We start from the raw sequence: 21,898 nt of genomic DNA, 5'->3' as shown, positions 1-21,898 counted from the left end.
CCCGGCCTTGCGCGGTTTTCGGACCTGCGAGGAAATGCCTGCTCAACGCGATGCTGCGCCGATGGCTGCAGAGCAAAGGCGGAAAGGGGAGTCCGGGCTGCCCGGCCGGCCGAATGCGCTGCGTGACAACGCCCGGCAGTCACCGACTGTGACGGTCGGTCAGAGGCAGGAGTGCAGCGCCTCGACCAGGTCCTCCACCCGATCGTGGTCGGCCAGCCGGGCGGTGGCGTACGCGAAGGTGTAACCGCGTTCCGGGTCGGCCCAGGCGCTGCTGCCGCCGATCCCGCCCATGCCCCAGCTGCCGTCCGGCTCCCACTGCATGCCGAGTGTCCAGTCCACCGGCCGGTCCAGCAGCAGGTCCGGGCCGGAATACTGCACCCGCGTCGCCTCGGTGACCAGTTCCGGGCTGAACAGGCGTACCCCGTCCAGCGTGCCGCCGGCGAGCAGACCCGCGTACAGGCGGGCGAGCCCGGCGGCGGTGGCGTGCAGGTTCACCGCCGGGATCTCGGCGGCCCGCCACAGGTCGCTGTTCAACATAGCGACGTCGCGCCCACCCGGCGGGTTGTCCAGCGCCCACGCCCGCAACGAGCCCGGCTCGCCGCGCATCGCGTCCGGCCAGGCCGGATCGGCGTACGACAGGTCGGCGCACCGCCGCCGGCCGGCCTCGTCCAGTCCGAAGGCGACGTCCAGGCGCCACGGTCCGGCGATCTCCTCGGCAAGGAACCGGCCCACCGAGCGTCCGTCCACCCGGCGGACCACCTCGCCCACCAGGTGCCCGTACGTCCAGGCGTGCTCGGCCGCGACGGCGCCCGGCGTCCACTCGGGGTCGGCGGTGGCCAGGTCGGCGCAGAGCAGGTCCCAGTCCGCGATGGCGGCGGCGGGCCGGGGCACCGGGAAGGCGGGCAGCCCGGCGGTGTGGGCGAGCACCTGCCGCACGGTGGCCGGGGCGCGGAACCCCGGCCAATACGCCGAGACCGGCGCGTCCAGGTCGACCCGGCCCCGGTCGACGAGCAGCAGCAGACAGAGCGCGACCACCGGCTTGCCGACCGAGTAGACGTCGACGAGCGTGTCCGGCCGCCACGGCCGGTCCGCCCCGGAAACCGGTACGACCACGCCGGGCGGGACCGCCGCGGTGGTGCCGCCCACCAGCTCGATCACCGGTACGCCGTCGTGCCACACCGCCAGCGACGCACCCGTCTCCCGGCCGGTGGCGAACAGGTCGTGGAAACAGTCCCGGACCGGCGTGAAGCGCGTGTGCATGCGGCCACGGTAGGCGGTCACGTTCGTGACGAGCGCGGGAATTCCGGCCCGGTGCGGTGGTCGGTGTCCCGAAGGTGCGGAATGCTTGCGGAATGGCGGAGCCGGAACTGGTGGACGTAGTGGTGGTCGGGCTCGGAGTCGGCGGCGAGGAGGTGGCCGGGCGGCTCGCCGAGGCCGGCCTCACCGTGGTCGGCATCGAACGGGATCTGGTCGGCGGCGAATGCCCCTACTGGGGGTGCGTGCCCAGCAAGATGATGATCCGGGCGGCGAACGCGCTGGCCGAGGCGCACCGGGTCAACGAGCTGGCGGGGTCCGCCCAGGTGCGGCCCGACTGGGCACCGGTGGCGAAGCGGATCCGGGCCGAGGCCACCGACACCTGGGACGACAAGGTGGCGGTGGACCGGTTCACCGGCAAGGGCGGCCGGTTCGTCCGGGGCAGCGGACGGCTCGACGGCCCGAACCGGGTACGCGTCGGCGACCAGGTGTTCCAGGCGCGCTACGGCGTGGTGCTCGGTACCGGCACCCGGCCCTCGGTCCCGCCGATCGACGGGCTGGCCGACACGCCGTACTGGACCAATCACCAGGCCATCGAGGTGGAGGAACTGCCCGCGTCGCTGCTGGTGCTCGGCGGCGGCGCGATCGGGCTGGAACTGGCGCAGGTCTTCGCCCGGTTCGGCGTGCGGGTGACGGTGATCGAGGCGGCCGACCGGGTGCTCGCGGTCGAGGAGCCGGAGGCGTCCGCGCTCGCCGCCGACGCGCTGCGCGCCGACGGGGTGGAGATCCACACCGGGGTCAAAGCCGGCCGGGTCGGCCACGACGGCGGCGCGTTCACCGTGTACGCCGACGGCGCCGAGTTCACCGGCGAGAAGCTGCTCGTGGTGACCGGCCGCAAGGCACACCTGGAGGAGCTGGGCCTGGACACCGTCGGGGTGGACGCCGGGCAGCGCTACCTGCCGGTGAACGACCGGATGCACGTCACCGACGGGATTTGGGCGGTCGGCGACCTCACCGGCGAGGGCGCGTTCACCCACATCGCCATGTACCAGGCCGGCATCGTGGTGGCGGACGTGCTCGACCACATGCGGCGTACCAAGGGCGGCCCGGACGCCAGCGGCACCGCGAGTGTCGTCGGCGGCGCGGCCGGGGTGGTCAGTTCGGTCGGCGGCGCGATGAGCGCGGGCGGGTCGACTGCCGCGCCGGGCAGCGTCCCGGTCGCCGACTACCGGGCGCTGCCCCGGGTCACGTTCACCGACCCCGAGGTCGGCGCGGTCGGCCTCACCGAGCAGCAGGCCCGCGAGCGCGGCGTCAACGTCCAGGTCGGGTACGCCGACCTCACCTCGTCGGCCCGCGGCTGGATCCACAAGACCGGCAACGCCGGGTTCATCAAGCTGATCGCCGACGCCGACCAGGGCGTCCTCGTCGGCGCCACCTCGGCCGGACCGGCCGGCGGCGAGGTGCTCTCCGCGCTCGTCGTGGCGGTGCACGCGGCGGTGCCGATCAGCCAGCTCCGGCACATGATCTACGCGTACCCGACGTTCCACAGGGCCATCGAGGACGCGCTGCGCGCGCTGAAGTGACGCCTCAGCCGGCCGGCACGCCGTGCCGGCCGGCGCCGTCGGCGAACCGGCCTGCGCCGCGTACCCCGTCCACGGCCAGCGACTCCAGGCCGTAGGCCAGCTCGGTCGCCATCGCCTCCGGCTCGGGCAGCCCCGCGCCGTCCAGCACCGCCGCCCGGTCGTTGCGCAGGCACGTCTGCGGAGACCGGGCGATCGCGGCGGCCAGTTCCTCGGCCGCCGCGCGGGCCTCACCCGGCGCGACCAGCCGGTTGACCAGACCCATCGCGTACGCCTCGGCGGCGCCCACCGGCCGGCCGGTGAGGATCAGGTCCATCGCGCGGCTCTCCCCGATCAGCCGGGGCAGCCGGACCGTCCCGCCGTCGATCAGCGGTACGCCCCACCGGCGGCAGAACACGCCCAGCGTCGCGTCCGACTCGGCGACCCGCAGATCGCACCAGAGCGCCAGCTCCAGCCCGCCCGCCACCGCGTACCCGGAGATCGCGGCGATCACCGGCTTGGACAGCCGCATCCGGGTCGGGCCCATCGGCCCGTCGCCGTCGGGCTCGACCCGGTTGCCGCGGGGCGTGCCGACGGCCTTCAGGTCGGCGCCGGAGCAGAACGTGCCGCCCGCGCCCCAGAGCACGGCGACCGCCGCGTCCGGGTCGGCGTCGAACGCGCGGAACGCGTCGGCCAGCGCTCGTGCGGTCGGCCCGTCCACGGCGTTACGCGCCTCGGGCCGGTCCAGGATCACAGTGGTCACGGCACCGGCGTGCTCGACGCGTACCCCCATGGGCTCAGCATGCCCGCGACGCACCTGTGAGGGAATTCCGGGGCGTCCGGTTTGGGGGCTCTCCTGCCGGGAAGTCGGAACGGGTGCGCGAACTACTGACGAAGATCGAACAGGCCACCGTTCTCGACCGGGTGGGTGACCGGTTGCAGCGCGCCGTCCAGGGCACGCTGCGCTCGCAGCGGGTACGCGACGCGTTGCACGGCGTGTGGCTCGGCCATCCGCTGCACCCCGCGATGGTGCAGGTGCCGGTCGGCGCCTGGATCTCCGCCGCCGTGGTGGACCTGCTGCCCGGTCAGCGCCGGGCCGCCACCGCGCTGGTGGGTCTCGGTACGGTCAGCGCGCTGCCCGCCGCGGTCGCCGGGCTCAACGACTGGGCCTCGCTCTCCCGTGACCAGCGCCGGGTCGGGCTGGTGCACGCCGCCGCCAACACGGTCGGTCTGGCATTGTTCGCCGGCTCGCTCGCGGCCCGGCTCAACGGACGGCACGGCCTCGGCCGGGCGCTGTCCTACCTGGGGCTGTCCGCCGCGAGCGGTGGGGCGTACCTGGGCGGGCACCTCGCGTACAAGCAGGGCGCCCAGGCCAGCCAGAGCGTCTCCGAGCTGCACCTGATCAGCGACGGCTGGCACCGGGTCGGCGACCTGAGCAGCCTGCCCCGGCACGAACTGGTCACCAAGAAGATCGACGAGGTCTCGGTGATCCTCTACCGGGACGGCGACGACGTCAGCGTCATGCTGGAGCGCTGCCCGCACCAGAGCGGCCCGCTCGGCGAGGGCACGGTCGAGCAGATCGACGGCCACGCCTGCGTGGTCTGCCCCTGGCACGGCAGCGCGTTCCGGCTCGACGGCGGCGAGGTGGTGCACGGCCCGGCCGCGAACGACCAGATCGTGCTGCCCAGCCGCGTGGTCGCCGGCCGGGTCGAGGCCCGGCTGCCCTGAGTCAGTCCCGCCGGTGCCGACCGCTGGACAGCGCCCGCGCGGGTACCGGCCGCTTGCGCAGCCCGAGCAGCGCGCCGATCTGCGCACCCACGATGCTCGCCACGGCCAGCACCGCCGAGATGGCCAGCGGACGGTTGATGCCCTCCTCGGCGGTGGCCCGGGACGCGCCCGCCGACATGGCCGGCGGCTGCGCGACAGGTGCCTCCACCGTGGGCGTCGCGTCGCGCGGCGTGGGCTTCGGCTTGGCCTTCGGGGTGGTCGACGAGGCGCCACCACCGCCCGGCTTCGCCGGTGCCGTCTCGGCCGGCTTGGTGACCACGATCCGTCCGGCGGCGTGTCGCCGGGCACCCGAATCCGTCGCGCCGTCCGGCAGCGTGATGAGCTGACCGGGGCGGATCCGGTCCGGGTCGGCGAGCCGGTTCAATCGCGCCAGCTCCTTGTACCTGTCGAAGTCGTCCAGGTAGCGGTCCGCCACCTCGCCCAGGTAGTCGCCCTTCGCCACCCGGTACACGGCCGGGTCGCCCACCTTCGGCGCGACCGGGGCCGGGGCCGCGACCTGACTCGCGGCCACCGCCGGTGAGGTGACGGCGGCGACCGCCGGTTGCGGGGCGGTCAGCGCGGCGGCGCTCGCCGCGGCCGGGCTCGCGACCAGGATCAGCGCCACTGACCCGACGAGCGCGGCGGCGGCCTTCTGCTGGCGGTGCATGCCGGGCAGCTTCGGTGCCGGCCGCCGTACCGCCGCCGCGAGCAGTTCCACCACGACGGAGAACGCGAACGTGGCCCAGCCGAACCAGCCCACCACCGCCAGCGCGCGCAGGAACAGCTGGCCGTCGTCGCGGCTGGTCAACGCCGTACCGATCTCGGCGAACGTGGGCAGGTGATCCGGCAGTGGATTGCCGGCGAACGCCAGCAACGCGACCGGCCCGCCGGCCAGCACCCCGACGAGCACGACGAGGGCGCCGAGCCCGGTGAGGACCTGGCCGGCGCGGCGGACGGGGGAGCGTCGGGGTGCACGCATGGCGGCCTTCCTTCCTACGGTGGGCCGGTGAGCGCCCGAGCGGTGGCCTCACCGGAGACGATGGCGGTGTTCTGCACGCCGAACAGACCCAGCAGGTCCCGGCTGTAGGTGATCTGCACGCGTACCCGGATCCGGGTTTCGGCGCCGACCACGGGGAAGTCGACCTCGTGGTCCCGGACGCCGCCCGCGGCGTCGAGGTAGGCGGCGACCGCGGCGCGGGCGGCGACCTGGTCGATCCGCTTCGGACCGCCCTCGATGGCCCGCGCGCGGTCGATCATCTGGCCGCCCGCGCGGGCCGCCTCGGCGGCCAGGTTGTCCGCGCGCTGCAGCGTGCGCAGTTGACCGGCGCCGTCGTAGGCGAGGCTGATGATCGCCAGCACGCCGGTCATCGCCACGGCCAGGAAGAGACTCACCCGGCCGTTCTCCGCCGCGCGTCGCCCGGTCATCCGCGGCTCCGGTAGGTGTCCAGCGGCGAGGTGAATCTCGCCGAAACGGTCTTGCCGCCCGGCACGCCCGGCAGGCCGGGCGCGCTCAGGTCGTCGAAGGAGACGGTGCAGGTCACGGTGACCGTCACGGTCGCCGGCACGCCTGCGGCGCTCTGGTACGCGGCGGCGAAGCTCGTCGTCGTCCCGGCCACCGAGCCCGCGAGGTCGATCCGGGGCGGGCCGGTGCAGTTCAGCCCCGCCCAGCCGAGCTGGTCGAGTGCGGCCTCCTCGGCGGCCTCCGCACCGTCGTCGGCGGTGCGGGCGAGCGAGGCGGCCCGGGCGGCGTCGTGGGCCGCCGACTCCACCGCCTCGTCCGCGACAGCGGTCCGCCCGGCGACGCCGGCCAGCACCATCAGTCCGATGAAGGCGGGCGCGAGCACCGCCACCTCGATCGAGACGGAACCCCGGTCCCGCCGCGCCCCGGCGCTCATCCGGTGGTCCACCGTTCGGCCGGGCCGTGCGCGGTCTGCGTGACCTCGAACGACACGCCCGGGATGACCGACAGGGAGCGTCCCCGCACCGTGCAGGTGACGTCGGTGGCCGTCTCGACGCAGGTCGGGCCGGTCTGCTCCCAGCCGACCAGCCAGTCCCCGGACTGCTGCAGGAAGCTGATCGCCCGCTGGCGGCCGGCGTCCGGCCCGGCGTCGATCGTGCGCTGGGCGTTCACCGCGGTCTGCGCGGCGTTGAGCGCTGTGGACCGGGCCACGAACCAGACGGCGACCTGGATCGAGCCGAACAGCATCACCAGGATCACCGGCATCACCACGGCCAGCTCGACCGGGTTGGCGCCCCGCTCACCCTCGGCCAGGCGGGCGCGCAGGGCAGCGGCGAACCGCCCCCGACCGGGCGGGCCGGCGGGCCGGCCGGCAGACGCCGGCCGGCTCCGGACCGTACGGGCGGGGCGCGGCATCACGGGGCCTGCGGCGCCGTGTTGTTCGGGATGGCGTTCATCCAGTTGTTCGCCTTGGCCAGGGCGAGCCCGGTGACCGCCATGGCCACCGCGACCAGCCCGAAGATGATCACCGCGGTCGGTACGGGGCTGTCGCCGCGCTCGGAGTCCCGGCGCAGCTCGGCGAGGCGGGTGCTCACCGCCACGTACAGGTAGGCGTAGAGGTGCATGGTCGTCTCCTTCTCGAAGGTGGGTTCACAGGCGGGCGAGGAACGGATAGACGGCGAAGCCGAGCAGGACGAACACCAGCAGTGAGCCGGGGATGTCCAACTTGCTGGTCACCCCCTCGGCCCGCGCCAGGTTGTCGGTACGGATCTGGTCGCGCAGCGAGTCGGCGCGGGACCGCAACGTCTCGTGCACCTGGGCGCCTTCGCTGCCGGAGGAGCGCATGATGGCGCCCACGTCGCCGAGCTCCGGGATGCCGATCCGGTCGGCCAGCTCCTGCAACTCGTCCCAGGGCGAGTGCATCTGGAGCTGGGCGAGCCGCAGCGCCTCCCGGATGCGGTCGAACACCCAGCCGTCGCAGACCGCCGCCGCGCGTTCCAGCGACTGGACCGGGCCGTGCGCGGCGGACAGTTGCAACGCCACCAGGTCGAGGTAGGTGCAGACGGCCTGCCGGAACTCGTCCCGGGCGGCGTCGGCCTTGGCCAGGACCGCGCGGTGCGCCAGCAGACCGGCGCCGAGCGCAAGGCCCAGGCTGGCCACCACCGGTACGGCCACCGGCAGCGCCACCCCGCCGACGAAGAGCACTGCCGAGGCGACCGCCGGGGTGGCGAACCCGACGAGCGCGGAGAGCAGCACGGACAGGGCGTACTGCTCGGGGGTGCGGTCGAGCAGGGCGAGTTGCCGGTGCGGCGGGCGCAGCCAGCGGGCGAACCCGCCGAGCCAGTCCGGCCCGGCGCCGGCGGCCGAGGGCTGGCCGGGCGGCTGGTGCAGGCGGCGCAGCGCCGGGCCGAGCGCCGGGGTGGCCGGCAGCGTCTCGCGGACGACAAGGAACAGCCCGAGCCCGACCGCGCACCCGCCGAGCACCGCGATCGCCATCTGCCAGTTGAGGATCATGCGATCGCCTCGTCCAGGTCGGGCGCCGGCAGGAACCGCGCCGGCCGGGGCGGCTGGCTCATCGAGCGCACCCAGACCAGCAGGCCGACGAACGCCGCACCGAGCACCGCCATCACGAGCTGACCGGTGACCGTCCCGTACGGACGGATGTAGTCGCTGTTCACCAGCCCGTACGCGAGCGTCGCCAGCGTCATGCCGGTGAGGAAGCGGACCGCGAACCGGGGCTGGGTGCGTTTGGCCTCGACCTCGCGCCGCGTCGCCACCTCGGCCGAGGCGGCGCCGGCGATCGACCCGAGCACGTCGCCGAGGCGCTCGCCCCGGTCGGTGAGGTGCAGGATCAGCGCGGCCACCACCTGGTCGGCGACCGGGTCGGCGATCTCGTCGGCGAAGGCGAGCAGGGCGGAGCGGGCCAGCCAGCCGGCCTGGAGGCGGGCGGCGAGCGTGCGTACCTCCTCCTGGATCTCCTCCGGCGCGGTGGCGATGGTGCCGATGATCGCCTGCTGGAGCCCCTGGCCGGTGGCGGAGATGTCCTTGAGCCGGCGGGTCCACTCGCCTACGGCTTCGACCCGGGCGATGGCCCGCTGCTCGGCCCGGCCCACCGCGAACAGCCACGGCACGCCCGGTACCGCGAGCGCCACCAGCAGGCCGACCACCGGCAGTCCGGTGAGCAGGAACGCCGCCGCCCCGGCGACCACAGCGGCGCCGAGCAGGAGCTGGTAGCGGCGCTGGTCGGCGCGGCTCGCGCCGGACCCGGTCCAGAGCCGGCTCAGACCCGGCCCGGAGCCGGGCGCCGGACCCGGCGGGCGGCGGGTGCCGACCAGCGCGACCACCGTCAGCACCAGCCCGGCCACGCAGGCCGCACCGGAGACCAGGGCGATCAGTTCGATCTGCGTCACGACGGGCCTCCGCTCGGCCGCGCCCCGAGGCGGGTGTGCCGGGGTCGCCGCCACGCGCCCACCCCGGCCTCGACGAACCGGGTGAGCAGGCGGGCGTCGTAGCCGACGCGCAGCAGCTGGTCGCGGACGCGTTCGGGCAGGTGGCGGGGGACCGCCCGGCCGTCCGGGCCGGGGCCGAAGACGGTCGTCGTGGTGATCCGGTTGCCCTCACCGACGCCGATGACCTCCTCGACGTGCGAGACGAACCGGTGCTTGCGCCCACCGATCGCTGTCTCGTCCTCGACCGTCACGTAGACGATCAGGTCGAGCGCGTTGCCGGCCATCCGGCGGGCCTGGTCGACAGTCATCTCCCGGCCGTGGGACAGCGCCAGCTCGATGATGCGTTCGCTCACCCCCGAGGGGGTACGCGCGTGGATGGTGCACATCGACCCGCGGCTGGTGGTCATCGCCTGGAGCATCGGCACGATCTCCCGGGACCGCACCTCGCCGACGATGATCCGCAGCACGCCCATGCGCAGCGACACCGGGATCAGGTCGGCGATGCTGACCTCACCCGCCGGCCGCCCGTCCGCACCGCGCTCGCCGTGCCCCTCCCGGGACTCGAAGCTCATCACCGCGCGGTGCTTGTGCCCGCGCCGGGCCGGCAGCAGTTCCCGGCTCTCCTCCAGCAGCACGTACGGCTCGTCGGCCGGGATCTCGTCCATCAGCGCGCGGATGACAGTGGTCTTCCCGGCCCCGGCGAGCCCGGCCACCATGATGTTCAGCCCGGCCCGCATGGACGCGCGGAGGAAGTCGCGCAGCAGCGGATCGATCATCTCGTCCAGGTCGGGCCGGCCGCCCGCGATGTCCTCCAGGCTCACCTCGAGCGTGTTGTGCTTGCGGATCACCGCGTACGGGCGGTGGCTGACCAGGAACACGGCGGCGAGGCGGCTGCCGTCGGGAAGTTGCAGGTCGAGCGTGGGCTTAGACGTGGACAGCGAGCGTTCGGTGGCACCGGCCCGGCGGGCCGCCGCCTGGAGGATCTCCACCAGTTCGTCGTCGGTCTCGGCGATCGGCTCGGCCCAGTCGACGCCGCCGCCGTGCCGGGTGATGCGTACCTGGTCGCAGCCGAGGATGTGCACCTCCTCGATGCTGTCGTCGACGAGCAGCGTCTGAAGCCGGCCCAGCCCGACGAGTTCGGCTGTCACCTGGTCGAGCAGCAGCCGTTCGGAGTCGGCTGCCATCGGGGTGCCGGACCGGCGTACCGAGTCGGCGTACGCGGAGACCACCGCCACGGCCAGCCGGGCGCGCTCGACCTCCTCGGCGTCGGCGTCGAACTCGCGTCCGCGCTGCCAGTGGGTGAGCCGCTCGCTCAGCTCCCGCCGCAGCTCGCGGACCACCGCGAAGTCGACCCGGGGGCGTGGCGGCGCCGCCGGCGCGGCGGGCAGCGGGCCGGGTACGTGGTGCCGCCCGTTCGGCGGGGCCAGCGGGGGGACAGTGGAGACGACGCTCGGCTGCTGGACGCGCGGGTCGTGGGAGACCGGCTCAAACCGCACCGGACACCCCCGGCAGGCTCGGCGCGGTCACCGCGCGCGGTGTCGTCGCCCCGGGCCAGGCCAGCCGGGCGCGCCGCCGGTCCAGCAGCGCCCGGACCGGCACCTCCAGGGCTCCGGCCGCGCGCATCAGCGGCCGGTTCGCGCGTACGGTGCCGCCGTGGGCGAGCACCTCGGCGGTACGCGGGTCGAGCGGCAGGCGGGCGATCACCGGCAGCCGGAGCGCCTTGCTGATCTCGCTGGTGCCGTGCCCGTCCCCGACCACGAGCAGCCGCAGCGTGCCCGGCGGTACGCGGTGCTCGGTGAGGTCCCGTTCGATCGCGCGGGCGGTGGCCCGGGTGGCGGAGAGGTCGGGCAGGTGCGCGCGGGTGACGAGCAGCACCACAGCGGCGGCCCGCAGCAGCGGCCACGGTGGACCGCCCACCGCCAGCCGGCCACAGTCGACGAGCACGTCGTACGGCGGTTCGCCCCGCTCCAGCCCGGTGAAGTAGTCGGCGAAGCGCTGCCAGAGCGGGATGACGCTGCCGGCCTGGGCCGGGTCGACCACGCCCGGCAGCAGCAGCCGCTCGCGGCGGGGGGCGTCCAGGTCGACCAGCTGCGACCAGAACGCGTGCTCCAGGCTGCCGTCGCGCAGCTCACCCACCGCCAGTTCGCCGATGCCGCGCGGACCGTCCAGCGCGCCGCCGAGGTAACCGGCGAGGATCGAGCCGCCCGCCGGGTCGCACTCGGCCAGCACGAGCCGCCGGTGCCAGCTCAGCGCGGCGGCGAGCGCGGCGGTGGTGACGCCCGGCGAGCCCTTCGCCGAGACCAGGGCGATGATCGCCATCAGGCCGCCTCGGTGAGCACGAGCGCGATCCGGTCGTCGGCGGCGAGCGCCACGACGGCCGGCACGTCCCGTACGGCCAGCGCCAGGTAGACCACCACGTCGCCGTTCTGCGGCGTGGCGGTGTCGATCACGGTGCCCTCGAACCGGGTGCCGCCGCCACGGGACGCCTCCGAGCCGCCTCCGTTGGCGTTGGAGGGTGTGCTGACCAGCAGCACCTTGTCGCCGGGGTTCAGCTTGCGGGCCGGCACCTGCTCGGGCTCCAGCCCCAGCGCGATCTGCTGCTGACCGGCGCCGAGCAGCGGGGCCTCGGTGAGCTGCGCCGCGGTGAGCAGCGTGCCCGGGGTGAGCCGGACGGCCGCCCGCAACCCCAGCACCTCGTTCATCCGGTCGGCGGGCACCGGCCGGAGTTCCCGGCCGCCGGAGACGCGTACCGGCACCAGGTCGTCGGCGGTGAGCTGCTGTCCCACGTCGACCTGCCGGGCCACCGCCAGGTACGTGCCGGTGGAGCGGACCGAGGTGACAGCGAACGCGGCGCCCAGTCCGCCGAGGGCGATCAGCAGGACCGCCAGGCCGAGCAGGCCGGGGCGGACGCGTCGTTGCCGGACCACCTTCGGCGGCGCGACCGGGGCCTCCACCGGGGTTCCGTTGCGGGCTGCCACGACACTCATCGGGTCACCACCTGAAGCTCGTTGATCTGTACCGGGATGACGCCGCTGGACCGGCTCTGGGCGATCACGCCGCTCTCCCCGCCGCCGGACCACTCGACGGTCCAGAACGTCGTGGCGCTCACCTGGTAGGTGTCGGCCCTCGGATAACCCGCGTCGAGACCGCAGTCGGGCGAGGTGGAGCCGGCCCGCGGCCCGTCGGCCCGGTACGGCGTGCCCGGACCGTCGCAGGTGACGTCGATGTCGTCGGACATGTGCCAGACGATCCGGGTCACCTTCGCGGTGATCTCCACGGTCAGCCCACGGTCCGAGGCGGACGCGCTCAGCGGCCCGAAGTACGCCTCGCCCGGGCTGGCCCACATCCAGACCGGCAGCCCGACCAGGCCGGGGCCCTGGCTGCGCCGGGGCGCCACCGACGCCCGGGGCGGGAGCAGGGAGATCGAGGCCAGCGCGCGGCGGGCCAGCTCCTCCGGGTCCGGCGGCGCGCCGTAGCCGGGCGGCGGGGCGTCGCGCAGTACGAGTTCCTGCTGGCCCAGGTCGCCGCCGTTGCAGGTGGCGACGTACCACTGCTGGCCTTCGGGCGCCTCGTCCTGCGGCTCGGCGAGCTTGTAGTAGCAGCCGTCGGCGTTGTTGAACCAGCCGAGCACCTCGTGGTAGCAGGGGATGACGCGGCCGTTCCACTGACACTTCGGCGCGGCGCCTCCGTTGCCGCCCCCGCCGCCGTTGTCCCCGCCGCCACCCGGTCCGCCCGGACCACCCGGGGTGCCGGGGTCGTCGTCCCAGACGTCGCAGTCGGTCTGCTCCGGTGGGCAGGAGCCGCCCGGGTCGGCGGCGCGGGCGGGTGCGCCGGTGAGCGTCAGCAGCGCGGCCAGGCCGGCGGCGAGGAGCAGCCGGCGGGGCGTCCCGGCCCGGGTCGGATGGGCCGGGACACCCCTTCCTCCCCAGGTCAGCACGGCTGGTCCTGGTGCGCGGCGCCGCCGTTGACCAGCCACCGGCCGTCCGGGAAGCGGACCGCTGTGGCGGTGGCGAGGTAGCGCCCGCCGCGGGTGCCGGGCACGGCCTTGCGGTTCTTGGCGTAGACGAGCCGGTAGCCGCTGGCGTCCAGGCAGTCCTGGATCTCGACGGTGGGTGGGCTCGCGGTCAGGTCGACCGAGACGACCTCAGGGTTGGAGATCAGTTTCCCGGTACGCATCGCGCCGTGCTCCTTCGCGTCGAGAATCGCCATTCGCACCCGAGTCAGCAGCGGGTCAGCCAGAAATCGGGTCAGAGCGGGATGGGACGGATCGCTGCGCGCACTGGCTGCCCGGGACGCGTCGAGATAGCCGGAATAGGCGGCCAGCGCCGCTTTTCCGGCGGCGTTCTCCTCGGCGCTGGAATGGCCGGCGGGTGCGACGGTGCGGCCGGTCAGCGGACCGGTGGCCGCCTCCGGTTCGGTGCCGCAGCCGGCCGTGCCGACCACCAGCACGACGCTGAGCAGGAAGATTTCCCATCGGCGGGATTGCCGTGTGCGCAACGCCGATCCCTCCTCGGTGCCGGCCCGGGGCGATCACGCCGACCCGCTCCGGGCATGCGGAAGCGCGCCCGGATCTGTCACTCCGGGCCCCCGTCGCCATCACTTGTATTGACCTGTACTGATCGCTGCGGATTCGGTGCCCTGACTCCTCCGACGCCAATTGATCGGGGGTTGCGTCGTACCCAAGGGGCGAGCATAGGCTCACGTCCGCCGATGCAACAGAGGCAATTCACGTGAACACGGTGAGTGAAGACGGGAGGTGGTGGCCGGTGTGTGTCACCACGATGACGAGCGGGCTTCCGCGGCGCTCCGGGCCGGCGGGCGTGTGCTCACCCGTACGCCCCGCGGCGGTGTCGACGGGCCGTCGGTATGGGTGGGGAGCGTGCCGCTCGTCCGATCCGTCCCGCCGCTCCGCCGGGGGTCACGCCGTGGCTCGTCCCGGCCGGTCGCGCGTCGCGCCACACGCCGCCACGGGCCTCCCCCGTCACACGTGGGCGAACGGGAAATCACTCTGCGTGCTCCACGATGGAACACACGGCGACCGGACGGGGGAGCCGGCATGACGGCCGAACGGGTGCGGCGTACCGGACCGGTGGTCGATGTCCGCCGTCCGGGCGCCCGGCTGGCCGCCGCCCTGGCGGTCGTACCGCTGCTCCGGTTGGCGGTGGCGCGCTACGCCGTACCGCCGGGGTCTGCGGACCGGACGGCGTGCGACGGCTGCGGCGCCCCGATCGGGCTGGACCGGCCGCTGCCGGCGCTCAGCCCCGCGGCCCGCTGCCCGGCCTGCCGGGCCCGGGTCGGCGCGGCGCCCGCGGTGGTGGAGGTGGCGCTGCTGCTCGCGGTGGCGGTGCCGGTGGTCGCCGGCGGCGCGCCCGCCGCGCGCCTGGCGCTGGCGTGGTGGCTGGTGTGGTCGGTACCGATGACGATCGTGGACGCGATGGCGCACCGGCTGCCCGACCGGCTCACCTGGCCGGCCGCCGCCGGCGCGTGGGCGCTGCTCGGGGTGGCCGCGCTGACCGGTCCGGGCGCCGACCCGCTGGTACGCGCCGTCCTGGCCGGTCTGGCGCTCGGCGGCGGCTTCGCCGCGACCACGCTGCTGTTCGGGCGGCGGGGCTTCGGCCTCGGCGACGCGAAGCTGGCGCTCGGCGCGGGCGCGCTGCTCGGCTGGTACGGCTGGCCGGTGCTGGTGGCCGGGCTGATGCTCGCGGTGACCCTCGCCGGACTGGCCGGGGTGGTGCTGCTCGCCGCCCGGCGGGTCCGCTGGTCCGGGCACCTGCCGTTCGGGCCGTTCCTGGTGCTGGGCGCCGCCGCCACGCTGGTGCTCGTCACCGTGTGATCGGCCACCCGCAGGTGCGGGCGGGCAATCCCAGGGGTATCGAGTCCCAGCCGCCTCCCAGCCGGGTCTGGTTCGGTGGCGGTCCAGGCTTCGGACTCGGGAGGGCACGTGCCGCAGGGCGACGACGGTTGGCGGATCCGGCGCACGAGCGCGGACCTGGACCGGCTGGGCGAAACCGAGTCGGTCTTCGCGCTCGCGAACGGCTGGGTGGGCTGGCGGGGCACCCTCGACGAGGGCGAGCCCTGCGGCATGCCCGGCAGCTACCTCAACGGGTTCCACGAGCAGCACGAGCTGAGCTACCCGGAGAGCGGGTACGCGTTCCCGGAACGCAGCGACACCGTGATCAGCGCGCCGAACGCGGCCCTGATCCGGCTCTGGGTCGACGACGAGCCGCTGGACCTGGGCACCGGCACGATCCGGCAGCACCACCAGGAGCTGGACCTGCGCGCCGGGGTGGTCCGCCGGGAGACCGATTGGGTCTCGCCGGGCGGCCGGGGCGTCCGGATCCGCAGCACCCGCCTGGTGTCGCTGACCCGCCGCCCGGTCGCCGCGCTCGACTGGACGGTCGAGCCGCTGGACGAGCCGGTCCGGTTGCGTGTCGGCGCCGACCTGCTCGCCAACCAGCGGGTGCCGGAACGCGCCGACGACCCCCGGGCCGCCTCGGTGATCCACGACCCGCTCACCGGTGAACTCCGCCGCCACGACGGCCTCGACGGCGTGCTCGTGCACCGGACCGGGCGCAGCGGCCAGCGGGTCGCCGTCGCCGTCGCGCACCGGGTCGGGGCGCCCGACGAGATCGCCACCGACACCGAGCTGACCGCCGACCGGTTCCGGCTGGCGCTGTCCGGCCCGGTACGCCCCGGCGAGCGGATCCGGGTCACCCGGTTCGCCGCGTACGAGTGCGCGGACGTCGACGGCACCCCGGCCGGTGAGCTGGCCGACCTGGTCGTCGCGGAGGCGGACACGGCCCGGGCCGACGGGTTCGACGCCCTGCTCGCCGAGCAGCGCGCCGCGCTCGACGCCGCGTGGGCCACCGCCGACGTCGAGCTGGACGGCGACCCGGAACTGCAGCTCGCGGTCCGGTTCTCGGTGTTCCACCTGCTCCAGTCCGGCCGCGCCGACGGTGCCCGGACCATCCCGGCCAAGGGGCTGACCGGCAACGGCTACGACGGGCACGTGCTCTGGGACACCGAGGGCTACGTCCTGCCGGTGCTGACGTACCTGGCGCCGGAGCTGGCCCGCTCGGCGCTGCGCTGGCGGCACGCCCACCTGCCCGAGGCGCGCGACCGCGCGGCGGAGCTGCGCCTCACCGGCGCCACCTACCCGTGGCGGACGCTCAGCGGCCGGGAGTGCTCCGGCTACTGGCCGGCGGGCAGCGCGGGCCTGCACGTCAACGCCGACATCGCCGACGCGATCCTGCGGTACGTCGCGGCCACCGGCGACACCGCGTTCCTCGCCGAGTGCGGCGCCGAGGTGCTGATCGAAACCGCCCGGCTGTGGCACGGCTACGGCCACTTCGACGACGGCGGCGCGTTCCACCTGACCGGCGTCACCGGCCCGGACGAGTACTCCGCGCTCGTCGACGACAACGTCTTCACCAACCTGATGGCCCGGCGCAACCTGCGCGGCGCCGCCGACGCCGCCGAGCGCTGCCCGGAGGTGGCCGCCCGGTTGGGCGTCGACGCCGCCGAGGTGGCCGGCTGGCGGGCCGCCGCCGACGCGATGTTCGTCCCGTACGACGGCAAGCGCGGCGTGCACGAGCAGTCGGCCGGTTTCACCGCGCAGCCGGAGTGGGACTTCGCCGGCACCGGCGAGGACGACTACCCGCTGCTGCTGCACTTCCCCTACCAGGAGCTGTACCGCAAACAGGTGGTCAAGCAGGCCGACCTGGTGCTGGCCATGCTGCGCTGCCCGGGGGAGTTCACCGCCGAGGAGAAGACGCGCAACGTCGCCTACTACGAGGCGCGGACCGTCCGGGACTCGTCGCTGTCGGCGTCCGCGCAGGCGATCCTCGCCGCCGAGGTCGGGCACCTCGACCTGGCGTACGACCTGTTCGCCGAGACGGCGCTCCAGGACCTCGCCGACCTCGGCGACAAGACCGCCGACGGGCTGCACCTGGCGTCCCTGGCCGGCGCCTGGCTGGTGGTGGCGCAGGGTTTCGGCGGGCTGCGCGACGACCGGGGCGAGCTCGCGTTCGAGCCGCGGCTACCCGCGCCGATCACCCGGCTCGTGTTCCACCTGCGCCGGCACGGGCACCGGCTCCGGGTCACGCTCACCGAGCACGAGGCCCGCTACGAGTTGCCGGAGGGCGGGTCGGGCGACGCGGTGGAGCTGTGGCACCACGGCGAACCGCTCCGGGTCACCGGCGACGGACCGGTCACCCGGCCGATGCCGCCGGTGCCCGATCCCGGTCCCGAACCGCCGTCCCCGCCCGGCCGCCGTCCCGAACGGCGTGCTCAGGAGACGGCCGGCGGCGACGACTGAACCGGCAGGCCGGACATCCGGGCGACGACCTCCTCCAGCGCCTCGAACGCGTACGCCCAGTTGTGGCACTTGAAGCTGCGCAGCCCGGTGATCGGGGTGCGGCAGTCGGCACAGTGGACACCGGGGATCGCGTCCGGCACGTCGGTGTTCACGTACTTGCGCTCGCCGAGGATCACCCGCGCGATCATCGTGTGGTCGTGCACGCCGTGCAGCGCGGACGCGACGATGTCGTACCAGGTGACCCGCCGCCCGCACTTCGGGCAGTCCGGCTCGTCGCCGCTGACCCACAGCGGCGCGCCGATGCTGCGCGCCGGCATGTTCAGCAGCTTCTCCAGCCGCCGCACGTCCGCCTCCGGTGTGGTCCACCGGTGCCGCCCGGGCAGTGACGCGGGCGAGTCGTAGACGGCGCGGAACACCGCCGGCTCGACCTCCACTGTCTCCCGTCCACCTGTCATCGGTACCTCCTCGCGACGGCGTGTCCCACCGTCGTACCAGGTGGCGGCCGGGATCGGCCGGATCACCGACACGACGGGTCAGCGGTGTGTCGCCCAGAGTGCTAGACATCGAGGCGTGACGGAGGCTGAGAACCGACCCAATGTCGCCCGGATGTACGACTACTACCTGGGCGGCTGCCACAACTTCGCCGCCGACCGTGCCGCCGCCGAGGAGATCCTGCGGATCTTCCCGGACACCGGCGTCGCCGCGCAGAGCAACCGCGCGTTTCTGCGCCGGGTCGTGCGCTGGGCGGCCGAGCAGGGGATTCGTCAGTTCCTCGACATCGGCGCCGGCCTGCCCACCCAGGGCAACGTGCACGAGGTGGTCCGTGCGATCCACCCCGACGCCCGGGTGGTCTACGTCGACCACGACGAGGTCGCCGTCGCGTACGCCCGGCGGTTGCTGCCCGCCGACGGCCGTACCGTGGTGCTCCGGGGCGACCTGCGGCGGCCCGGCGAGCTGCTGGCCGACCCGACGCTGCGGGCCACCATCGACCTGAGCGAGCCGGTCGCGGTGCTGCTGCTCGCGGTGCTGCACTTCGTGCCGGACGCCGACGCCCCGTACGCGGCGGTGGCGACCCTGCGCGACGCCACCGTCCCGGGAAGCGTGCTCGCGCTGTCCCACCTCACCCTGGACGGCCTCCCGACGCTGCCCACCGAGCAGGGCACCGCGATCTACCGCCGCAGCAGCTCCCCGCTGGTGCCCCGCACCCGCGACGAGGTGGCCCGCTTCCTCGACGGGTACGAGCTGGTCGAGCCGGGCCTGGTCAGGGTGGCGGACTGGCGGCCCGACGGGGAACCGCAGGCCGCGGTGTCGCACGGCTACGGCGGGGTGGGCGTCCGCCGCTGAGCGCGGTCGGTCCAGCGCAGTCCTCCGGCGATGGTCGCACGATCGCGTGCTCACCGGTGCAGTGTGGTTTCCCGGGTCATGCGGGACAGCTTCTCCGGGTTGCGCACCGCGTAGAGGCCGCTGATCCGGCCGTCGTCGAGGCGTACCGCGACGACGGTGTCCAGCTCGCCGTCGAGGCGTACCAGCAGCGCCGGGTACCCGTTGACCTGCGTCGGTTCCATCGACGCCACGGCGGCGATCCGGCCCCAGCCACCGGCCAGCAGCCGGGCCACCCTGTCGCCGCCGGTGACCGGGCGGGCGAGCGCCTGCTTGATCCCGCCGCCGTCGCCGACCAGCACCGCGTCCGGGGCCAGGACGCGGAGCAGCCTGTCCAGGTCGCCGGTCTCGACGGCCCGCCGGAACGCCTCCAGGGCGTCGCGGGCCTCGGCCGCCGGGACCGTACGCCGGGGGCGGCGCGCCGCGACGTGGGCCCGTGCCCGGTGCGCGATCTGCCGCACCGCGACCGGGGTCCGCTCGACCGCCTCGGCGATCTCGTCGTAGCCGACGTCGAACACCTCCCGCAGCACGAACACGGCCCGCTCGGTCGGCGTGAGCGTCTCCAGCACCAGCAGCATCGCCATCGACACGCTCTCCGCCAGCGTCACGTCGTCCGCGACGTCGGGCGCGGTGAGCAGCGGCTCGGGGAGCCACGAGCCGACGTACGACTCCTTGCGCCGGCCCAGCGTGCGCAGCCGGGACAACGCCTGGCGGGTGGTGATCCGCACCAGGTAGGCGCGGCGGTCCCGAATCTCGCCGAGGTCGACACCGGCCCAGCGCAGCCAGGTTTCCTGCACCACGTCCTCCGCGTCGGCGGCCGAGCCGAGCATCTCGTACGCGACGGTGAAGAGCAGGTTCCGGTGCGCGAGGAAGTCCTCGGTGGCCGGGTCCGCCATGGCTGGCTCCTTCGCCGATCGGGTGCGTTCCCCACCAGACGCCGCCCGCCGCCGCCGTGTGACACCGGGCCGCTGTGGCGGTCCTCACCCGGCGTTGCCGTCACGCCGAGGCGGTCCCCGGCATCTCGTGGTCGTCCGACACCCACCCCAGCAGAGAGGGCGCCACCATGACCCGATTCAACCTGTTCGAGAACCCGGTCTCCGCGACGTTCATGAAGCGCTTCGCCGGCGCGGGCCTGGTGATCCACCAGTCGTCGCTGCCCCGCACGGTGCAGGAGCTGGTGTCGCTGCGAGCCAGCCAGATCAACGGCTGCGGCTGGTGCATCGACATGCACACCAAGGAGGCGGTGGCCGGCGGCGAGAGCGCGGTCCGCCTGAACCTGGTCGCGGCTTGGCGCGAGTCGACAGTGTTCACCGAGGCCGAGTGCGCGGCGCTGGCGTTCGCCGAGGAGGGCACCCGGCTCGCCGACGCCTCTGCGGGGGTGTCCGACGAGACGTGGGAGCAGGTGCGTAAGCACTACGACGACGACCAGATCGCCGCGCTGGTGTGCCTGCTCGGGCTGATCAACGCGGCGAACCGGTTCGCGGTGCTCGTGCACCAGCGCGGCGGCTCGTACGAGCCGGGGATGTTCGCGGCGGCGATGAGCTGAGCGCGGCCGTCATCGCAGGTTCCAGAAGAACGACCGGACGTCGTCGACGAACAGGTCCGGCACCTCCAGCGCGGCGAAGTGACCGCCCCGGTCGAACTCGCTCCACTGCCGGATCGTGTACGTCAGCTCGGCGATCGGACGCACGGACCGGGTGATGTCGTGCGCGAACACGGCTACCCCGATCGGCGGCGGGCAGGGCGCGGGCGGGCCACCGAACGCGCTCTCCCGCACCAGCCGGGCCGACGACGCGGCGGTGCGGGTGAACCAGTAGACCGAGACGTCGGTGAGGATGCGATCCACGCTGACCGTGGAGCGTGGGTCGGTCCACTCGGTGAACTTCTCCGCGATCCACGCGAGCTGACCGACGGGTGAGTCGTGCAGCGCGTACGAGACGGTCTGCGGGCGGCTGGCGTAGAGCACCTGGTGCGGGTGCCGCTGCGTCTTGAGCCGCATGATCCGGGCCAGCCGATCCCGGTCCTCCTCGGACAGTCCGGCCTGCCCGGTCCAGCCGGGCGGCGGCGGGGTGGGCAGGTAGGTGAGGTGCACGCCGACGACGTGCTCCGCGTCGATGCCGCCGAGCCGGGTGGAGATGACCGAACCCCAGTCGCCGCCCTGTGCGCCGTACCGCCGGTAGCCGAGCCGGCGCATCAGCTCGGCCCAGGCGCGGGCGACCCGGTCGACGTTCCAGCCGCGCTCCCGGGTCGGCCCGGAGAAGCCGAATCCGGGGATCGACGGTACGACCAGGTGGAACTGCTCGGACAGCGGGCCGAGCACATCGAGGAACTCGACGACCGAGCCGGGCCAGCCGTGGGTGAGGATCAGCGGCAGCGCGTCCGGGTCGGCGGCCCGTACGTGCAGGAAGTGGATGTTCTGCCCGTCGATGGTGGTGGTGAACTGCGGATACCGGTTCAGCTCGGCTTCGGCCGCCCGCCAGTCGTACGCGGTGCGCCAGTGCTCGGCCAGCTCGCGTACCCGGGCCAGCGGGATGCCGTAGTCCCACCCGGCGCCTGGTAGCTCGTCGGGCCAGCGGGTGCGGGCCAGGCGGTCGGCCAGGTCGTCGAGGTCGGCCTGCGGGACGTGGACTCGGAACGGTTCGATCATGACCGCCACCTTTCGTTGGTGCCACAAACGTTAGGGGGACCAACGATAGCGCAGATCGTTGGTGGCGCCAACGTTTCCGGATAGGCTGGGCACGTGGAGAACCCGGAGCCGGACCTCGTACCGACCCGCCTGGCCGGCCTGCCGAGCTGGCTGATCACCCAGACCGCCGTACGCGCCGGCCGGCTGGTGAGTGACGGGCTGGCGGCGGCCGACGCGCGCGGTTACCACTTCCGGCTGCTCGCCACGCTCGACGAGTTCGGCCCGGCCAGCCAGGCGGCGCTCGGCCGGCGCAGCGGCATCCACGTCAGCGACGTGGTGGCCGCCCTCAACGAACTCGCCGAGCGGGAGTTCGTGGTCCGCGCCCCGGACCCGGCCGACCGGCGGCGCAACGTCGTCACCATCACGGCGGCTGGGCGGCGGCAGCTCCGGCGGCTGGAGAAGTGCCTCGCCGCCGTCCAGGACGACCTGCTCGCGCCCCTGTCGGCCGACGAGCGCGCGGACCTGACCCGGCTGCTGGCGCGGGTGCTTGCTCACCACACCCGTCCGTCCGTCTGACCGTCCGGCCTT

General features: G+C 74.3%; 24 protein-coding genes. 7 read left to right on the top strand and 17 right to left on the bottom strand.

Annotation, left to right across the window (positions count from 1 at the left end):
* Positions 1-159: 159 nt before the first annotated feature.
* Complete coding sequence (locus O7604_RS08400; protein WP_281579332.1) at positions 160-1,260, bottom strand: serine hydrolase domain-containing protein; 1,101 nt, start codon at positions 1,258-1,260, stop codon at positions 160-162.
* 92 nt (positions 1,261-1,352) lie between these two features.
* Here O7604_RS08400 and O7604_RS08395 point away from each other — a divergent pair, with 92 nt between their 5' ends.
* On the top strand, positions 1,353-2,837 hold the full coding sequence (locus O7604_RS08395; RefSeq protein WP_281579331.1) for an FAD-dependent oxidoreductase: 1,485 nt from the start codon (positions 1,353-1,355) through the stop codon (positions 2,835-2,837).
* A 4-nt stretch (positions 2,838-2,841) separates the two neighbouring features.
* Here O7604_RS08395 and O7604_RS08390 read toward each other — a convergent pair whose 3' ends face one another.
* Positions 2,842-3,606, bottom strand: coding sequence for a crotonase/enoyl-CoA hydratase family protein (locus O7604_RS08390; protein ID WP_281579330.1), 765 nt, complete (start codon positions 3,604-3,606; stop codon positions 2,842-2,844).
* A gap of 83 nt (positions 3,607-3,689) precedes the next feature.
* Here O7604_RS08390 and O7604_RS08385 point away from each other — a divergent pair, with 83 nt between their 5' ends.
* Complete coding sequence (locus O7604_RS08385) at positions 3,690-4,541, top strand: Rieske 2Fe-2S domain-containing protein (RefSeq protein ID WP_281579329.1); 852 nt, start codon at positions 3,690-3,692, stop codon at positions 4,539-4,541.
* 1 nt (position 4,542) lies between these two features.
* On the opposite strand, the gene O7604_RS08380 is transcribed toward O7604_RS08385, so the two are convergent.
* Genes O7604_RS08380 through O7604_RS08325 form a run of 12 tightly spaced genes read right to left on the bottom strand, consistent with a single transcriptional unit; the run spans position 4,543 to position 13,379 of the window.
* Positions 4,543-5,559 (bottom strand): LysM domain-containing protein, encoded by a 1,017-nt coding sequence (locus O7604_RS08380; RefSeq protein WP_269703020.1) that lies wholly within the window; start codon positions 5,557-5,559, stop codon positions 4,543-4,545.
* A 14-nt stretch (positions 5,560-5,573) separates the two neighbouring features.
* Positions 5,574-6,005: a hypothetical protein gene (locus O7604_RS08375; RefSeq protein WP_281579328.1), complete on the bottom strand. Its 432-nt coding sequence runs from the start codon at positions 6,003-6,005 to the stop codon at positions 5,574-5,576.
* Positions 6,002-6,475, bottom strand: a complete 474-nt coding sequence (locus tag O7604_RS08370; RefSeq protein WP_269703016.1) for a TadE/TadG family type IV pilus assembly protein — start codon at positions 6,473-6,475, stop codon at positions 6,002-6,004. Before O7604_RS08370 ends, O7604_RS08375 begins: the two co-directional genes overlap by 4 nt.
* Positions 6,472-6,954: a TadE family protein gene (locus O7604_RS08365; protein WP_269703015.1), complete on the bottom strand. Its 483-nt coding sequence runs from the start codon at positions 6,952-6,954 to the stop codon at positions 6,472-6,474. The genes O7604_RS08370 and O7604_RS08365 overlap by 4 nt, the downstream gene beginning before the upstream one ends.
* Complete coding sequence (locus O7604_RS08360) at positions 6,954-7,163, bottom strand: hypothetical protein (RefSeq protein ID WP_013283462.1); 210 nt, start codon at positions 7,161-7,163, stop codon at positions 6,954-6,956. The genes O7604_RS08365 and O7604_RS08360 overlap by 1 nt, the downstream gene beginning before the upstream one ends.
* A 25-nt stretch (positions 7,164-7,188) precedes the next feature.
* Complete coding sequence (locus O7604_RS08355) at positions 7,189-8,052, bottom strand: type II secretion system F family protein (RefSeq protein WP_281579327.1); 864 nt, start codon at positions 8,050-8,052, stop codon at positions 7,189-7,191.
* The gene (locus O7604_RS08350; protein ID WP_281579326.1) at positions 8,049-8,948 is read right to left on the bottom strand and encodes a type II secretion system F family protein; all 900 of its coding nucleotides are present in this window, start codon (positions 8,946-8,948) and stop codon (positions 8,049-8,051) included. The genes O7604_RS08355 and O7604_RS08350 overlap by 4 nt, the downstream gene beginning before the upstream one ends.
* Positions 8,945-10,483 (bottom strand): CpaF/VirB11 family protein, encoded by a 1,539-nt coding sequence (locus tag O7604_RS08345; protein ID WP_281579325.1) that lies wholly within the window; start codon positions 10,481-10,483, stop codon positions 8,945-8,947. The genes O7604_RS08350 and O7604_RS08345 overlap by 4 nt, the downstream gene beginning before the upstream one ends.
* A complete protein-coding gene (locus O7604_RS08340) occupies positions 10,473-11,306 on the bottom strand; it encodes a ParA family protein (protein ID WP_269703007.1) in 834 nt (277 codons plus the stop codon). Before O7604_RS08340 ends, O7604_RS08345 begins: the two co-directional genes overlap by 11 nt.
* Positions 11,306-11,974: an SAF domain-containing protein gene (locus tag O7604_RS08335; RefSeq protein WP_281579324.1), complete on the bottom strand. Its 669-nt coding sequence runs from the start codon at positions 11,972-11,974 to the stop codon at positions 11,306-11,308. Before O7604_RS08335 ends, O7604_RS08340 begins: the two co-directional genes overlap by 1 nt.
* Positions 11,971-12,924: a hypothetical protein gene (locus O7604_RS08330; RefSeq protein ID WP_281579323.1), complete on the bottom strand. Its 954-nt coding sequence runs from the start codon at positions 12,922-12,924 to the stop codon at positions 11,971-11,973. The genes O7604_RS08335 and O7604_RS08330 overlap by 4 nt, the downstream gene beginning before the upstream one ends.
* A complete protein-coding gene (locus O7604_RS08325) occupies positions 12,918-13,379 on the bottom strand; it encodes a hypothetical protein (protein WP_269706945.1) in 462 nt (153 codons plus the stop codon). The genes O7604_RS08330 and O7604_RS08325 overlap by 7 nt, the downstream gene beginning before the upstream one ends.
* Positions 13,380-14,043: 664 nt before the next feature.
* Here O7604_RS08325 and O7604_RS08320 point away from each other — a divergent pair.
* Both O7604_RS08320 and O7604_RS08315 read left to right on the top strand, forming a co-directional pair.
* Complete coding sequence (locus O7604_RS08320) at positions 14,044-14,820, top strand: A24 family peptidase (RefSeq protein ID WP_281579322.1); 777 nt, start codon at positions 14,044-14,046, stop codon at positions 14,818-14,820.
* 108 nt (positions 14,821-14,928) lie between these two features.
* Positions 14,929-17,304 (top strand): glycosyl hydrolase family 65 protein, encoded by a 2,376-nt coding sequence (locus O7604_RS08315; RefSeq protein WP_281579321.1) that lies wholly within the window; start codon positions 14,929-14,931, stop codon positions 17,302-17,304.
* On the opposite strand, the gene O7604_RS08310 is transcribed toward O7604_RS08315, so the two are convergent.
* Positions 17,277-17,759, bottom strand: coding sequence for a hypothetical protein (locus tag O7604_RS08310; RefSeq protein WP_281579320.1), 483 nt, complete (start codon positions 17,757-17,759; stop codon positions 17,277-17,279). The two genes, O7604_RS08315 and O7604_RS08310, sit on opposite strands and share 28 nt — an antisense overlap.
* A 115-nt stretch (positions 17,760-17,874) precedes the next feature.
* Between O7604_RS08310 and O7604_RS08305 the strand changes: the two genes are divergently transcribed.
* Positions 17,875-18,648, top strand: coding sequence for an SAM-dependent methyltransferase (locus O7604_RS08305; RefSeq protein WP_269702998.1), 774 nt, complete (start codon positions 17,875-17,877; stop codon positions 18,646-18,648).
* 50 nt (positions 18,649-18,698) lie between these two features.
* Here O7604_RS08305 and O7604_RS08300 read toward each other — a convergent pair whose 3' ends face one another.
* A complete protein-coding gene (locus O7604_RS08300) occupies positions 18,699-19,580 on the bottom strand; it encodes an RNA polymerase sigma-70 factor (RefSeq protein WP_281579319.1) in 882 nt (293 codons plus the stop codon).
* Positions 19,581-19,747: 167 nt separating this feature from the next.
* Between O7604_RS08300 and O7604_RS08295 the strand changes: the two genes are divergently transcribed.
* A complete protein-coding gene (locus O7604_RS08295; protein ID WP_281579318.1) occupies positions 19,748-20,230 on the top strand; it encodes a carboxymuconolactone decarboxylase family protein in 483 nt (160 codons plus the stop codon).
* 9 nt (positions 20,231-20,239) lie between these two features.
* Here O7604_RS08295 and O7604_RS08290 read toward each other — a convergent pair whose 3' ends face one another.
* Positions 20,240-21,331 (bottom strand): epoxide hydrolase family protein, encoded by a 1,092-nt coding sequence (locus O7604_RS08290; RefSeq protein WP_281579317.1) that lies wholly within the window; start codon positions 21,329-21,331, stop codon positions 20,240-20,242.
* 93 nt (positions 21,332-21,424) lie between these two features.
* Here O7604_RS08290 and O7604_RS08285 point away from each other — a divergent pair, with 93 nt between their 5' ends.
* Positions 21,425-21,886: a MarR family transcriptional regulator gene (locus tag O7604_RS08285; RefSeq protein WP_281579316.1), complete on the top strand. Its 462-nt coding sequence runs from the start codon at positions 21,425-21,427 to the stop codon at positions 21,884-21,886.
* Positions 21,887-21,898 lie beyond the last annotated feature (12 nt).

Origin of the sequence: Micromonospora sp. WMMA1947 (genome assembly GCF_027497355.1) — a bacterium.
Classification (GTDB): domain Bacteria; phylum Actinomycetota; class Actinomycetes; order Mycobacteriales; family Micromonosporaceae; genus Micromonospora.
The sequence above is the reverse complement of the archived record's forward strand: the minus strand, read 5'-3'. Positions and strand labels throughout refer to the sequence as shown.